Source organism: Paenibacillus shenyangensis, from assembly GCF_000346635.1.
GTDB classification, from domain to species: domain Bacteria; phylum Bacillota; class Bacilli; order Paenibacillales; family Paenibacillaceae; genus Saccharibacillus; species Saccharibacillus dauci.
In genome coordinates this window covers 1-14049 of the sequence record NZ_AOIG01000016.1, presented here as the reverse complement: position 1 = coordinate 14049, position 14049 = coordinate 1, and the positions used below count along the sequence as shown (strand labels likewise).

Sequence of the window (14049 nt, the reverse complement as noted above, 5' to 3'; positions counted from 1 at the left end):
CTGTGCTTATCACAGCACAGATTAGTCAAACCAAGGAGAGATTACCATGTCCCAACCGGAAATTGTGAATCTACTAACTACTTCGACCCAACTTCCAGCCTTACAGATTCCGCTGGACAACTCCAGACAATGGCAAAAAGATACATTTGCTATCCATCGCTTTGATCTGGGCCAGTCTATTGCTAAATATATCCACCAGTTGAAAAATCCGCTGGAAAAAGAAGCTGTTTTGCTAACTGGCTATCTTGGCTGGATTCACCGGATGTCTGCCGAGCAAGAAACTTCTGCTTTATTCGCTTCTGCGAGCGGTACACTCCCTGTAACCTTATCTTTTGAAGCATCACCACGTTTTGAACACATGGTCAAGCAAGTATATGATCAGCTAGTTGGGGAGAAATCGCCTGCTCCGGTACAGAGTGAGACTGTATTCAGTTTTGGGCTGACCATTCCGGCTCAACCGGGACAGCTTATTAACTGGGCGATTGAAGAACGTCCTTCTTCTCTAACGGTTGTTATTGAATATAATGATTCACTGTTCAAACCTTCGACCATCGCCCGTTTCTCTGCCTATTATGTACGTCTGCTTGAAGGGTTGATTGCCCAAATGACGCTGCCTGTAGGTGCTGTCGATATACTCAGTGCCGAAGACAAAGTGCTGTATGCTGCATTAAATAACACGGTTGCACCTTATAATGAATCCCAGACATATCATGGCTCCTTTGAACAGGCAGCTCATCAATATCCTGATCATTCGGCTGTGAGCTTCAGAGATGTCACTTATACCTATCGCCAGTTAAATGAACAGGCCAATCAGGTAGCACATCTTTTGCTTAATCAAGGACTTCAAAAAGGGGAATTTGTAACCATGTTCCTCGATCGCAGCATCTACAGTGTAATCAGTCTGCTGGGAATTATGAAAGCAGGCGGAGTATATGTTCCGGTAGATCCATCCCATCCTGATGATCGTAACCATTATATTATACAGGATACCCGATCTGCATTTGTGGTAACCCAGCATGCCCATTACAACAAAGTCCATGAACTTACGGCTGGTATTGCCGCTATGCGCGGAATTATCAGCGTTGAATATGTGAATTCTTCAACTACTTCCGAGTCACTTAATAATCCTGATATCGATGTACAGCCTGATGATCTGGCTTATGTAATCTATACTTCCGGCTCGACAGGCAAACCAAAAGGTACACTGATTGCCCATCGTGGCGTAGTCAACCTGGGACAGATTCTCAAAGAACAATTTGCTATTACACCAGAGGATATCATGGCGCAGTTTGCCAGCTACAGCTTTGATGGCTCGGTCTGGGATACGATTGCTCCACTGTTCCACGGCGCGCATATGTATATGCTGGATGCGGATGAGCGAGTATCGATCGAAGAATTTGCTATTGCTGTGAATCGTACACAATCAACGATTATTACAGCTCTGCCGACTGTATTTTTTAATCAGTTATCCGCTTATCTCTCGGAGGAGGGATATCGCAATCTGGCCAGCCTTCGCTTGGTTGCTGTAGCCGGAGAAGCATTGTATGGTGAGCGCGTACGTGCTTTCCAACAGAATTTTGGAGCTCCGGTTCAGGTAGTAAATGCTTATGGACCTACCGAATGTACTGTATGTGCGACCATGCATAAAGTCAGTGAGCTTCTTCCTGAAGATGTAGTTAATGTACCGATCGGTCGTCCTATTCACAATTACCAGATCTATATCATGAATGAACACCAACAACTTGCTCCTGTAGGTGTGCCTGGTGAAATGTACATTTCCACAATCGGCATTGCCAGAGGTTATCTGAATCAACCGGAAAAGACTGCTGCTGCTTTCCTGCCTCATCCAGAGCAGGCGAATGAACTTCTTTACCGCTCCGGTGATCTGGCGAAGCTGCTGTCGGACGGTACAATCGAATATGTAGGCCGCAGCGATTCACAGATCAAAATCCGGGGACACCGGATTGAAATCGGAGAAATTGAAGATAATCTGAATAAATATGACAGTATTCAAGATGCAGTTGTCGTTGCCAAAAAAGACAGTTCCAACCAGAATATGCTGGTCGCTTACTTTACAACCCAGGATGGCAGCCTCCTGTCGCCGGCAGTGATCAAGCAATTCCTGTCTGACCGTCTACCGTCCTACTTTGTACCACGGTTTATCTGTCAGCTGGATGTAATGCCTATTTCTCCAACTGGCAAAGCGGAACGCAAAAAGCTGATTGCCTATCCGAATACCGAAGTGCAAGAGCAGCCTGCCGGCTACGTAGCGCCGCAAAATGAAACTCAGCAGCGAATTGCCGATGCCTGGGCACAAGTACTGAATAAGCAGGAGATTGGCATTCATGATGATTTCTTCTCGATCGGCGGAGACTCCCTGCATGTTATTCATGTGCTTGTTCTGTTGAAGCCCCATTATCCGAGTCTCAAAATTGCCGATTTCTTCGAACACAAAACGATTGCCGGTCTGGCAGTCTGTGCTGCAGAAGAACAAGTAACCGAAGAATCTGTACATGCAGAAACGCTGCCAATCCGGGAATTGACCGATCTGGTAGAGTATCCGGAGACTGTCAAAGGTACTGACCTTCCAGCGCTTCGTACCGCTTCCCATGTGCTCATTACCGGTGCAACCGGCTATCTGGGCTCTTATCTGCTGCATGAACTACTTCAGCAAAGCGAAGCACATGTATATGCCCTGGTACGCAAATCCGGTAACGCCAGCAGCATGGATCGCCTCAAATCGACTATGGAACTGTATTTCGGACGCAGTATTTTGAATGGATTCGAAGAACGGGTAACTGTAGTAGAAGGCGATCTTGAAGCAGAACGTCTTGGCCTTAGTGATGATGATTACCTGATGCTGACCAAGAACACGGATGCGATTATTCATAGTGCAGCCGATGTACGACATTTTGGTGATGCTGAACAATTCAAAAAATCCAATATCTTGTCGACAGCTGAGCTGCTGGAGATTGCCAGCAAACGTCCGGGTGTACGTTTCCATCATATTTCGACCATGGGAATTCCGGAAGATCTGTCGCTGGAAGGCAAATGGGATCAGGTTATTGAGCAGGGTTATCTTTTGAAAGATCTGCAAGCGACCAATCTGTATACCAATAGCAAGCTGGAAGCCGAGAAACTGGTTATTGAGGCTGGCGAACGCGGCATCCCCGTAAATATTTACCGCGCGGGCAATCTGTCCAGTCATTCGATCAGCGGCAGCTTCCAACGTAATATTGACAGCAATGCTATGTACCGGATGATCAAAGCCATGCTGCTGCTCGGCAAAACACCAGCCGTTAATCAATGGATGGACTTTACTCCGATTGATTATGCAGGCAAATCGATTATTCATCTGGCACTCCAGGATGATACAGCTGGTCGCATATTCCACATCTGTAATCCACAGCAGCTTCCATATGCTGAACTGATTGCACTGATCAATGAAGCAGGCTATATTGTAGACACTGTACGTCAGGAAGAATATGAAGCTTGGCTGCTGGATCCGACTACCATCAAACCTGCCGAAGCCATGCAGCTCGCCATGGCTCAGCTTGAAGGTGACGGTGCCAAAGATTCTCCTTATCGCCTTGCCAATCCGGCAACGGCTGCTATTCTTGAACAAGCAGGCATCTACTGTGCAGCGCCCGATCGTCAATTTATTGCTGCCATGCTAAGCTATGCAGCCAACATCGGCTACTTCCCTGCTCCGGTTATGCTGGAGAACAAGACTGTTCAAATGAATGAAGTTGTATAAACATTTTCTTTTGTTTAATATAAATAAGTACAAAAACCCTGACTGTTTGATTGTCAGGGTTTTTGTATAATATATTTTGAAATATCGATAAATCCTCTTTTTGTGTACATTTTCTATAATAATCTACCGATAAATTACATAATACGACAAAATAATACATTTCGAATAATAACTTGTAAATAATGTCGAAAAATGTTACTATTAAGTTAATCACTTAGCTAAAAATCGGTTATTATAATAAAAGCAAAGACTTTATACCTAATTTTATTGAGGAGATAGACTCATATGAAACTGGAACCTGCAATTCATAAATGGAAAAAGACAACGATTACTATTGCAGCAACGTTGCCATTATTTGCTGCTCTGCTGCCTTCCCTTTTATCCCATTCGACAATTGATTCTTATAATGCACCAACCCAGCGCTACCTGGTTGCCTACTCTGGAGAAGCCGGCAAGCAGGCAATTAGCCAGCTTGCCGACACCGATGTAACTATGCTGGATCAATTGCAAATGGCTGCTGTCGATCTGACTGCTTCACAAAAAGATCAACTGATTCATCAAAATGGAATTACCAGCATCCAACCGAATGAAGTATATGCTTCAGCCGCCCAGGCTTTTGCTCCAACAGTCAAAGCTATAACGGTCAAACCCAATGAACAAGCTTCCTGGGGGTACGGCATGATCGATGCACAGATACCTCTCCAGGCAGGTTATACCGGTAAAGGTATTAAAGTAGCCATTCTTGATACAGGCATCTCGGCTCATCCGGAACTGAAAATTGCAGGTGGTGCCTCCGTTGTAAATTATACATCTTCCTACGCCGATGATAACGGTCATGGTACATTCATCGCCGGCGTTATCGGTGCACAGGATAACGGCAGCGGTTTGATCGGTGAAGCTCCAGATGCACAGATCTACGGCGTCAAGATTCTGGATAGCAAAGGCAACGGTTCTACCGAAGATCTCGCCAAAGGGATCAACTGGGCTATCCAGAATCATATGGATATCGTAAATATGTCGATTGCCTTCCCTCAAAACTCTCCAGCTGTAGAACAGATGATTGCTACTGCAGACGCCAAAGGCATTCTACTGATTGCTGCTGCTGGCAACAAAGGCACAGCGGATGCCACTACAGATACGATCGAATATCCTGCCAAAAATGCCGATCAGGTTATTGCAGTCACTGCGGTGGATGATACACTGCAGCGTGCCACATTCTCTGCCAGCGGTCCTGAAGCAGATGTAGCTGCTCCCGGAGTAAGCATTGTAAGCACAGCCAGCAACGGCAAATATGAGCTTCGTAATGGTACCTCTGTAGCCGCTCCCTTTGTAACAGGAATGGCTGCTGTACTCAAACAGGCTCATCCGGAACTGACCAATGCCCAGCTGCGTGAAGCAATCGAGAAAAGCAGTATCGATCTTGGTCAACCTGGCAAAGATAATCTATACGGATATGGAATGATTAGCTTTAACCATCTGTTTGACCAAACGATCCTCCCTGCTTCCAAGTAAACAGAATTCTCTTATCTGAAATCTATCGGCAGAAATACAGCACACCTTCCCACAGCTTTGGGAATCGGATCGATGCTCAGGATGAGTACCAGTTTCCATAATAGCTTCACATTATATCCAAAAGAGCTGCCTTCCCAAGTGGAAAGCAGCTCTTTTGGATTGACTATCATGATGAACCATCCTCGAGGTAAGGGCAGTTGCATTTTCATTTCTTCAACTTCTATCCAAATTCCGACTGGATCTGAAGCTGTGTCAGATTTCTCCGACAGAGACATTCCTGCCCATCCACTGCAATTCGTTATCCATAATCACATAATCCGTCCAATTCAGGTCTTCACGTACCCAATCGTGATATTCCAGCACCTGTCTATACAACAGCTCCAGCGAGCCTCTGGACGGCTCTGTCATCAGCTCACTTATAGTCTTCAGCAGTCCGTCCGGCTTTTTGCGGGCATGTTCCAATGTATGTATAAGCCATTTATGACCGGGGTACAGCATTTCATTGTGAGCCAGAATAAGCCTTCCTCCAAACAGGATCAGATTCATGACCGACTGACGCAGCAGATAGGGTTCTTCCGTTACAAAAGCTTTGCAGCATTCCTGATACCATGCTTCGAATTGGGCATAAAAACGATTGATATTGTCCTGCTTTTGCTGAAAAGGATATTCCGTAATATCATTGATCCGACTTCGCAGATCAGATAATCGCGAGAATACAATCACTACTTCCATAAATGCAGCCCGTGCAGGCTCGCTGCCAAAGCGCGCGACTTTGTCCATATATCCCGGTGAAATGTACCTCCCGGTTATGCCCTGAACGGCAGCACCATTCTGATCGACCTCCCGGTAGTGTAAAGATCCTTTTTGCAGACGCTGTTCGAATTCCTCATCCGTAATGATAATCATGACTTCCGGCCCTGCCGCCTCGCTTGTCGTGCTGTATATTTCAGTGCCTCTCAGCAGAACTCCCAATATGGAAGGATGCTTCTGCAGATGTTCACTCCATTTCGATAAATTACCCGAAAAAATACTCATAAAGACCTCCTTCTATCTTTCTTCTAATTGATAATGATTATCATTATTAATTATTAAAATCATTGTATATGAACATCCCCTGTTTTGGCAAGGGATTGTGAGCAGAATGTGTCTAATTACAGAGCTGATCCGTTGATATTTTGTAACAAAACTCTTTATAGCCCATACAAAACAGGCCTTATCGCTGTGGATAAGACCTGTTGTACATACATTTGAAAATAAACTAATTGCTAATTAGCGGATCAGATCTGAATGCTAAACGTGTAATCAGGCTTTGGGATGAATCATTTTGGATGGATCAACGTACTCGTTGAACTGTTCTTCGGTCAGCAATCCACTTTGAAGAGTCGCTTCCTTGAGTGACAGCCCTTTCTTATGTGCATGCTTGGCAATTTTCGCTGCATTCTCATAACCGATATGCGGATTGAGTGCTGTAACCAGCATCAAAGAGTTATCCAGATTATGCTGAATTTGCTCTGTATTCGCTTCAATACCAACCGCGCAGTGATCATTGAACGATACAATGGAATCAGCCAGCAGCTGCACCGATTGCAGGAAATTGTAGATGATTACTGGCTTGAACACATTCAGTTCAAAGTTACCCTGGCTGGCTGCAAAACCAATCGTAGCATCATTACCCATCACCTGAGTCACTACCATCGTCATCGCCTCGGATTGGGTCGGATTGACTTTACCAGGCATGATAGAACTACCAGGCTCGTTGGCAGGAATCGTCAGTTCACCCAGACCGCTGCGTGGGCCGCTTGCCAGCCAGCGCACATCATTGGCAATTTTCATTAGATCGGCTGCCAGTGCTTTCAGCGCACCATGAGCATATACCACTTCGTCATGACTGGTCAGCGCATGGAACTTGTTTGGCGCCGAGACAAACAGCTTGCCAGTCAGTTCGGAAATATTGGCTGCGACCAGACGTCCAAAGTCCGGATGGGCATTGATACCTGTACCTACTGCTGTACCACCAATCGCCAATTCCTTCATTTCTGCTGTGCTGGTATTAATCATACGGCTGCTCTTGTGCAGCATAGTCTCCCAGCCACTGATTTCCTGACCCAATGTCAGCGGAGTAGCATCCTGCAGATGAGTACGTCCAATTTTGATCAGATCCATAAACTCTGTAGCCTTTTGCTGCAACGTCTCCTGGAGACGGGCAATAGCTGGCAGCAGGATATCTTCGACAGCCAGTACACCTGCTACATGCAGTGCAGTCGGGAATGTATCATTGGAGCTCTGGGACATGTTCACATCATCATTGGGATGAAGGCGCTCGGTTTTTCCAGCTTCCTCGAGCAGCTGATTACCACGGTGGGCAATTACTTCATTCACATTCATGTTGGACTGGGTACCGCTGCCTGTCTGCCATACGACGAGCGGGAAATGCTCATCCCATTTTCCTGTCAGAATCTCATCGGCTGCCTTAACAATAGCCTCGGATTTGTCGGCTGACAGTTTACCCAGCTTTTCATTCGCCAGAGCGGCGCTTTTCTTGAGAATGGCAAAAGCATAAATAACCTGAATCGGCATGCGTTCTCCACCGATTTTGAAATTTTCTTTGCTGCGCTGTGTCTGTGCTCCCCACAATTTATCGGCAGGGACATTAATTTCACCAATTGTATCCTTCTCCACACGGTATTCCACTTGAGTGAATCCTCCTTTGGATCGAATCATCTGTAATTGTTGTAATCAATTCGTTTATGAACCTCTATAATTGTAACGCTTACATACTCTAAAAATCCACCAATTTTGTATAAATGTGACCATTCTGCTGTATCCGGCAAATTGCAAAATCATTGCATCTTGTCTGCTGCCGTTTTTCATTCCATATTGGACCTGAATTGGACATGATCCGTTTAATCGGGAATACACCAGTCAATCGGCTGCATACCATGTGATTCCAAAAATGCATTGGCTTTGGAAAATGGCCGACTGCCAAAAAAGCCCCGATGTGCAGATAGTGGACTCGGATGCGGTGAAGTAATAACAAAATGCTTATTACGGTCAATCTGAGCTCCCTTGCGCTGCGCATGGCTGCCCCAGAGAATAAATACCACCGGTTCCTCCCTTGTATTCACAGCTTCCACCACACGGTCTGTAAAGGCCTCCCAGCCTTTGTTCTGATGCGAAGCAGCCTGGCCTCTGCGCACTGTGAGTACAGCATTCAGCAGCAGTACACCCTGCTCTGCCCAATGAATCAGTGAGCCATGCGCCGGTACTGGACAACCCAGGTCCTCATGCAGCTCCTGATAAATATTATGTAGAGAAGGCGGTACAGATACACCAGGTTTGACCGAGAAACTGAGTCCATGTGCCTGCCCCGGTCCATGATACGGATCCTGTCCGAGAATAACTACCCTTGTCGAAGCGAGCGAAGTATAATGCAGCGCATTATAGATATCGTACATATCCGGGTAGATTGTCTGGGTGCGATATTCCTGAGCCAGAAATTGCCGTAGTTCCAGATAGTATGGCTGACTCAGTTCCGACTCCAGCACCTCTGCCCAGTCATTGCGAAAAATCGTTTTGCTCATGCGTAGACTCCTTTGCCATGCAGATTGCAAATAACAGTATTCAAGGTTGTAGATTTCTTCTATGTATTATTAAAACATATACGGCCGAATTCCAAAAGCACACACACAAACAGCCCTTTCTCTCCAAGAAAGGACTGTCCAGTATAACCATTTATTCAGCAAAAATTACAGACGGGATTTGAGGAACGTATCCATGAACTTTTTGAAATCACGGCTCACTGTATTAAGATTGCTAACCACGGTGCTGAATTCATTAACCAGCTGTGCCTGTTCATTTGACGATACGGCAATAGCAGAGATTTCTTTTTCCATTTGCAAAATGGACTGCTGTACGCCTCCCAGTGAGCTCTCGATATTCTGGGTAGCATTTTTGGTATCGACAGACAATTTACGTACTTCGGAAGCAACAACGCCGAATCCGGCACCAGCTTCGCCAACACGGGCAGCTTCAATAGCAGCATTCAGTCCAAGCAAGTTGGTTTGTTCCGAGATTTCACGGATAAATCCGGCTACCTGATTGACTTCTTTGGAGTTTTCTACTGCTTTGCTGGTATTGCTCTGGATCTCCGCAGTTGTAGCAGACAGCTGTTGGGATTGCGCTGCAATCAATTGGACCATATCGCTCAATTGATTACTGATTTTCTCGATTTCTACGGTTACATTCGACATAAAGTCATTATGCTGCAGCGTGTAAGCTGAAGCGATGGCTCCGACGATATTGCCTTTTTTGTCCTTCAGTGGCACAGATGTAGCATCAAGTGCAAACCCGTAAGCCGATGCCGGTACACGATTGACAGAGATTTTACCATTGCGAAGCGCATTATTGAGGTTAACATCATCTGGAGAGATTGCTGTCCCTTTTAACTTTAGATCTAATTCCTTGGCTGGTTTGTAATATTTGAATTCTTTGAGATCTGTTACGCCGAGCATCAGATCGTCGCCAACGACATGTTCAAAATATTTCATACATTCGACAACCATATCCACAATATTCATTTCATTACCGGAAGCAAATTCCTGGGATTCGTTTTTATAATTCATAGCCATCTGTTATTCATTCCTCCATCATATATGCTTATATCCTGTCAGCTGTGCCTACCTCGAATAGAATCAGGCGATCTGGCTGCTGTTTGGATTCGATAAAATAGCCCTTAATTTAATTTCGTCCGCACGGGATCATAAATGAATAGCTAAGACATTAAAGTTTAGGTTTTGAGTCATTGCTCTACACATCCAAATAGGCAAATTCGACTATGGATACCGCTTTCAAAAATGGACACGCCGGGAACAGGTTTTAGCTGGTTAAAAATGTATAGGACTTTATATGTAATCTTGCATGCACATCCCGTTACTTTACTGTAGAACAATACTTTTAAGTAAAAGTATTTACTTTTTAATTCGATATGAATGTTTTATCATATGCCATTTACACGCGTACAAAATCATTTACACAGCGATAAAGTAAAAAAAATAAAAATATTTTTTATCTCTTTTGAAAGTCTCATTTTGACATTAATAATCGTTTTTTGCTACTATATGTTGATTATTCAAATAGATAAAATCAACATATCGGTTTGGTTTTATCTTTGAATGATTGTAAAGCGAAGGTCAAAACCTGTTGGACCCATTGTGTGAAGTTTGGAATTGTGGTAAAAACTAAATATAGTAATAATTTTCAAGCGATTTGTACGGACAAATAAACATCTGGTATTGGGTGTACATATGTATGGTAATGGGTAATGTACACATATGCATCTCCCGATAGCGCAGTTGATGATGTCGCTGGCAAGTTGCAATTATGCTTAGGCGCTATACACTATATATATCTACTGAGGAGGAAAAGAGAAATGAAATTTTTCTTGGACACAGGTAACATTGAGGAAATTAAACGTATTGCCCGCTTGGGAATCGTAGACGGTGTAACCACTAACCCTTCCCTGATCGCCAAAGAAGGTCGCGTATTTAAAGATGTAATCGACGAGATCTGTGCAATCATCGACGGACCAGTAAGTGCTGAGGTTGTTAGCCTTGATGCTGAAGGTATGTTGAAAGAAGCTCACGAGATTGCAAAATGGGCACCAAACATCGTTATCAAACTGCCTATGACTGAAGAAGGTCTGTATGCTTGTAATCAGCTTTCCAAAGAAGGCATCAAAACAAACGTAACACTGATCTTCACACCTGCTCAAGGTCTGATGGCTGCCAAAGCTGGCGCTACATTCATCAGCCCATTCGTAGGCCGTCTGGATGATATCGGTATCGATGGTATGCAGCTCATCCGTGACCTGCGTCAAATCCTGGACACTTATGGTCTGAAATCCGAAATCATCGCAGCAAGTATCCGTAACCTGGAGCATGTAAGAGAAGCAGCACTGGCTGGTGCACACATCTCTACAATCCCTGGTACACTGGTACCTACACTGTGGAAACACCCACTGACAGATAGCGGTATCGAGCGCTTCCTGAAAGACTGGGAAACTGTTCCACAAGCAAAAGAAGCAGTAAAAGAAGAAGCAGGATCCAAATAAGTAAATTTTTATTTAAAAATGTAACTTATTGGATCTCACCTTCCGATATAGTATATATGAAACCACACACCAAAAGCGGGAATCGTAATGATTCTCGCTTTTTCTATTGATAATTTTAGTTGCATTAATTATAATTGCATTAACATCTATTTTATTTAAGTTACTTATTATTTAAAATGTAATGCTTATTTCGAACAATCTAATGCTTATCCTGAAAGGAGCTGTAGTATGAAAGAACTGGATTCGATCGGATTCCTGCTGGGCAGCACATACCGCAAAGTAAGTAATATGTTTGCGAGCCGGCTCAAAGAATACGATATTACACCGGAGCAATGGAGTATCCTCTACTATATCTGTGCACGTGAAGGAATGAATCAGAAAGAGCTCGCTTCCCATGCATATAAGGATCAGCCGACCACTGCACGTATTCTCGACGTACTTCATCGTAAAAATCTGATCCGCAAGGAAATTGATCCACAGGATCGCCGGGCTTTTCTCGTGTATCCCAATGCAGAAGGTCGTCAACTGATGGAAAAAGCACATGAGATTGAAAAAGAACACAATGACAAGATCGCTTCGATGGTCACCCCGGAGCAAATGAACGAGCTGCACGAGCTGCTGCGAGAACTTCGGTCCCGTCTGGAAGAAAATCCGAGTCATCTGGAATAGAGAAATGGAGAGAAATAAATACTATGGAACAAATGGAACGCACCAATCTGGCCCAATCGACTACAGAGCAGCAGGATTCTCCTGTTGCTCGTCTATGGACCAAAGAATTTTTGATACTGACTGCCTGTAATCTGCTTGTTTTTCTGAATCTGCATATGATTCTGTCTTCTCTTCCGCTGTATATGCGCGAGCATTTTCATGCGGGAGATTTTTATGTAAGTCTCTGTACCAGTTTGATGGCATTGGCTGCTATTATTTCCCGTCTTTTCTCTGCCCGAGCGCTAGAACTGGGCAAACGCAATATTATTCTGTTCGGTGGTCTGGCTATCGCGCTGTTCGGAACGGTCGGTTATTATTTTAGCGCGACTATTATTGCCTTACTGGTAATGCGCGTTATTTTTGGATTTGGCTTCGGAATGTACAGCACCACTTTCCCTACAATGGTATCGGATATTATTCCGCGTAACCGTATGGGTGAAGGCATGGGCTATTTTGGATTGTCTACGACCATTTCCATGTCGATGGGACCACTGATCGGGATGTGGATCGAAAAGCAATATGGATTTACTCCGCTGGTCGCGCTAGGTTCGTTATTTATAATTATTCTGTTTCCACTGGCCTATAAGCTAATTGCCGGACAGAAAAAGCAGGCGCGTATAGCAGCGGATTCGCTCGCAGCCGAGACGGTCTCTTTACCTGCCGAACCGAAGCGGCCAGCCTCCAAGTTCGAGAAAAAGCTGTTGCTTCCGAGTCTGCTGAATTTCCTTATGTCGCTTACCTATGGTGGTCTGGTGAGCTTTATCGCTCTGTTTGGCGGAGAAGCCGGCATTGCCAATCCGGGATACTTTTTCCTGTTTAATGCCCTGGCAGTGGTGCTTGTTCGTCCTTTCTCCGGTAAAATCTATGACAGCAAAGGCCCCAAAGCATTGGTGGTTCCAGGTGCGGTTATGCTGATCCTTGGTCTGGTATTGTTGTCCTTTGCCCATTCTACGCTTGGTCTGTTCGGCGCAGCACTCTGCTATGGGATAGGCTGGGGCGCCCTGCAGCCAACGATGCAAACCTGGATGATTCAGGTAGTCAGTCCTCATCAACGCGGCATGGCCAATGGTATGTTCCTGAACTCACTGGATCTGGGAGTAGCGCTCGGTGCCATGATTCTGGGTACGGTAGCGAGCCTGACCAGCTACACTTCGATGTACCGCTTCTCTGCGTTGTTTATCGTACTGTATATCGTAGTTGGTATTCTGTATATGGTCAAAGCAAAAGGGACACCTGCTCAGAGTCAGAATGTGCATATCAAAGTTAAATAAAACAACCTGATCCTCTCAAGAAGCTGCAACCGTGCTGCGATACATGCTAATCATTCTTCAGTGCTATTGTCAGTTTCGCCCAGAAAAAAGAAGCCAGCCGACTCCCTCCCTGTCTTTACAGCAAAGCAGACGATCATCGTGGATTTCATTTATACCCTCTCCTTTATCTGAATGCAGGGTTAGTATAAAATGAACTCAAACCAAAAAACGTATGCACGATGTGAAAGATACGATCAGGGAGGATAGCGCAGCGATGAGTATGACCGAATACAAAGGAAAAGTGAAAAATATTCAAGATACGCCTTTTGGATATACACTGTCTGTAATTGGCGGCAAATGGAAGATGGTTATTCTGTATCTGATTGCTGAGAATGAGACGATCCGATTCAATGATCTGCATCGGCAGGTCGGAACCATTACCTACAAAATATTAAGCGCCCAGCTTAAAGAACTGGAAGCCGATGGACTGGTATTACGCAAGGAATATCCACAGATCCCTCCCAAAGTAGAGTACAGCCTGACTGATAAAGCGATGACCCTGCTGCCTGTGTTGGAAGGGTTATGCGAATGGGGCGCTCGCAATCAAGATTGCTGACAAGAATGCAGCATTCGGCTATTTCTTCTCACAATAGATATTATTACTGCACTATACAAAAAAGGACTTCGATGTATAAACTGTACCCTTTGTAAAG

General features: G+C 44.7%; 10 protein-coding genes. 6 read left to right on the top strand and 4 right to left on the bottom strand.

Annotation, left to right across the window (positions count from 1 at the left end):
- The first annotated feature begins 46 nt into the window (after positions 1–46).
- Both H065_RS0113375 and H065_RS25935 read left to right on the top strand, forming a co-directional pair.
- Complete coding sequence (locus tag H065_RS0113375; protein WP_017813581.1) at positions 47–3757, top strand: non-ribosomal peptide synthetase; 3711 nt, start codon at positions 47–49, stop codon at positions 3755–3757.
- A gap of 285 nt (positions 3758–4042) precedes the next feature.
- Entirely contained in the window at positions 4043–5269 is a 1227-nt protein-coding gene (locus H065_RS25935; protein WP_017813580.1) for a S8 family peptidase, read from the top strand.
- A gap of 252 nt (positions 5270–5521) precedes the next feature.
- Here the strand turns inward: H065_RS25935 and H065_RS0113360 are convergent, their stop codons facing one another.
- From H065_RS0113360 to H065_RS0113345, 4 genes are all read right to left on the bottom strand, one after another.
- Positions 5522–6304 carry a hypothetical protein gene (locus H065_RS0113360; RefSeq protein WP_017813578.1) on the bottom strand — a complete coding sequence of 261 codons (783 nt, stop codon included), beginning with the start codon at positions 6302–6304 and terminating at the stop codon, positions 5522–5524.
- 267 nt (positions 6305–6571) lie between these two features.
- Positions 6572–7960 carry a class II fumarate hydratase gene (gene fumC / locus H065_RS0113355; RefSeq protein WP_017813577.1) on the bottom strand — a complete coding sequence of 463 codons (1389 nt, stop codon included), beginning with the start codon at positions 7958–7960 and terminating at the stop codon, positions 6572–6574.
- Between the two features lie 212 nt (positions 7961–8172).
- A complete protein-coding gene (locus H065_RS0113350) occupies positions 8173–8850 on the bottom strand; it encodes a uracil-DNA glycosylase (RefSeq protein WP_017813576.1) in 678 nt (225 codons plus the stop codon).
- 165 nt (positions 8851–9015) lie between these two features.
- On the bottom strand, positions 9016–9891 hold the full coding sequence (locus H065_RS0113345) for a methyl-accepting chemotaxis protein (RefSeq protein WP_238557956.1): 876 nt from the start codon (positions 9889–9891) through the stop codon (positions 9016–9018).
- Between the two features lie 806 nt (positions 9892–10697).
- On the opposite strand from H065_RS0113345, the gene fsa reads away from it, so the two are divergent.
- The 4 genes from fsa to H065_RS0113320 all read left to right on the top strand — a co-directional run bounded on the left by fsa (position 10698) and on the right by H065_RS0113320 (position 13952).
- Positions 10698–11378 (top strand): fructose-6-phosphate aldolase, encoded by a 681-nt coding sequence (gene fsa / locus H065_RS0113340; RefSeq protein ID WP_017813574.1) that lies wholly within the window; start codon positions 10698–10700, stop codon positions 11376–11378.
- Between the two features lie 228 nt (positions 11379–11606).
- The gene (locus H065_RS0113335; RefSeq protein WP_017813573.1) at positions 11607–12047 is read left to right on the top strand and encodes a MarR family winged helix-turn-helix transcriptional regulator; all 441 of its coding nucleotides are present in this window, start codon (positions 11607–11609) and stop codon (positions 12045–12047) included.
- Between the two features lie 32 nt (positions 12048–12079).
- Positions 12080–13357: an MFS transporter gene (locus H065_RS0113330; protein ID WP_046228145.1), complete on the top strand. Its 1278-nt coding sequence runs from the start codon at positions 12080–12082 to the stop codon at positions 13355–13357.
- 253 nt (positions 13358–13610) lie between these two features.
- A complete protein-coding gene (locus H065_RS0113320) occupies positions 13611–13952 on the top strand; it encodes a winged helix-turn-helix transcriptional regulator (RefSeq protein ID WP_017813570.1) in 342 nt (113 codons plus the stop codon).
- Positions 13953–14049 lie beyond the last annotated feature (97 nt).

Excerpts from the sequence above, each read along its gene's own strand:
- H065_RS0113375 (WP_017813581.1), top strand. The coding sequence starts at position 47 with ATGTCCCAACCGGAAATTGTGAATCTACTAACTACTTCGACCCAACTT.
- H065_RS25935 (WP_017813580.1), top strand. The coding sequence starts at position 4,043 with ATGAAACTGGAACCTGCAATTCATAAATGGAAAAAGACAACGATTACT.
- H065_RS0113360 (WP_017813578.1), bottom strand. The coding sequence starts at position 6,304 with ATGAGTATTTTTTCGGGTAATTTATCGAAATGGAGTGAACATCTGCAG.
- H065_RS0113350 (WP_017813576.1), bottom strand. The coding sequence starts at position 8,850 with ATGAGCAAAACGATTTTTCGCAATGACTGGGCAGAGGTGCTGGAGTCG.
- H065_RS0113345 (WP_238557956.1), bottom strand. The coding sequence starts at position 9,891 with ATGAATTATAAAAACGAATCCCAGGAATTTGCTTCCGGTAATGAAATG.
- fsa (WP_017813574.1), top strand. The coding sequence starts at position 10,698 with ATGAAATTTTTCTTGGACACAGGTAACATTGAGGAAATTAAACGTATT.
- H065_RS0113335 (WP_017813573.1), top strand. The coding sequence starts at position 11,607 with ATGAAAGAACTGGATTCGATCGGATTCCTGCTGGGCAGCACATACCGC.
- H065_RS0113330 (WP_046228145.1), top strand. The coding sequence starts at position 12,080 with ATGGAACGCACCAATCTGGCCCAATCGACTACAGAGCAGCAGGATTCT.
- H065_RS0113320 (WP_017813570.1), top strand. The coding sequence starts at position 13,611 with ATGAGTATGACCGAATACAAAGGAAAAGTGAAAAATATTCAAGATACG.